Source organism: Winogradskyella pacifica (genome assembly GCF_003386275.1).
GTDB classification, from domain to species: Bacteria; Bacteroidota; Bacteroidia; order Flavobacteriales; family Flavobacteriaceae; genus Winogradskyella; species Winogradskyella pacifica.
The window spans coordinates 1-1,284 of record NZ_QREI01000041.1 but is presented as its reverse complement, the minus strand read 5'-3'; the positions used below and the strand labels follow the sequence as shown (position 1 = coordinate 1,284).

Below are 1,284 nucleotides of genomic sequence, written 5' to 3'. Positions count from 1 at the left end.
AACGGTTTTGTATATGATACGTTGCGTGGTTCATCACATAATTTAGCAAATAAAAACCAAGTAGAAAATCCGCGAGAATTTTCGTAAGTAAGCTTTCACTAGCAATGGATTATATACGTTGTTGGCAACTGGTTTTTATTCCTTTAAAAAAGCAAAACTAAGTTTATATTGTAAAGGTAGCCTTTCTTTTCCACGAGTGATTTTGAACTTTTCTTTATAACTATAAATATATTTGTTAGTGGAATAATCAATTTCTTCTGTTGATTCTTCAATTACTTTTCCTAGGTCATCTTTAGCTTTATATTGACTCCAAATTAATCTATTTTTTTTGTCATATTTATTTTCACGAAGTGTCTTGAGTTTTTCTCTTGATTCACTTATTTGTATTGGTTTATTCTTTTTGTATTTAATTTCTATAATAGATAGAGGTTCTTTGAATTCAATTTTATTACGAAAAATTTTAGTGATTGACTTAGAACTAGCTAATTTATTTTTTTTATAAAAATAATTTGTAGTTATAGCTCTGTATTTTTCGTTTTTTTTATTGAAAAATTCTTCGATTATTTTTGAGATTTGACCATTTTGGTAGAAGGCTGTTTCTGATTCTTTTAATTCTAATTTCCCATATGATTCTCTGTATATACTCTTAATTTGAGTAAAAATTTCATCGTTTTTGTATTGTGAACTGGTTTGCTTCCATAAAAGAGTATCTTTTGAAGTGGTTGTATATCCATAACCTTGAAATATTATATTTTTCTGATTGTCAAAATTGAATTTATAGATATACTTTTTCGAATTTTCACTTGAAGATGAATTTGAAAGGTAAATTGTATTGTTCTTTATTGATAAAGTACCTCCTCTACTTATTGGTTCTAAAATTTCACTCAATAGGTTATTTTTGACAATTGTTCTTTTCCAATCATCCTTATTATTTAAAATACTGTCTAACTCTTCTATTTGCTCCTCTTTAGGTATCAAATATTTGTATCTAAATGAATTATCAATTTTTCTAGTAAAGTCATAAGGACGACTGTGCTCATAATAAAGGTCAGTAGCTTTAGTATTTAATTCAGTAATGTCCTTTGTTATAATACCGCCATCTTCCTTCAATAATCTTTTCAAGATTTGGTGAGAGAATTTACCCCCAAACCTAGATTGATTAAATGCTGATTTCTCTATAGATTCAGGAATTTCTTGCGAAAAGACAAGAGAAGGTAATAATATTAATAATAGTAAGATTTTTTTTATCATAAGTTCTTTATTTCGTCAAACTTGTTGCCAACG

Annotated in this window: 1 protein-coding gene; it reads right to left on the bottom strand. The window is 27.0% G+C overall.

From position 1 onward, the window contains the following. Positions 1 to 135 precede the first annotated feature (135 nt). Positions 136 to 1,251, bottom strand: coding sequence for a hypothetical protein (locus DFQ09_RS18705; protein ID WP_115813158.1), 1,116 nt, complete (start codon positions 1,249 to 1,251; stop codon positions 136 to 138). Positions 1,252 to 1,284: the final 33 nt, after the last annotated feature.

Coding starts and splice junctions, on each gene's coding strand:
- DFQ09_RS18705 (WP_115813158.1), bottom strand. CDS start 1,251: ATGATAAAAAAAATCTTACTATTATTAATATTATTACCTTCTCTTGTC.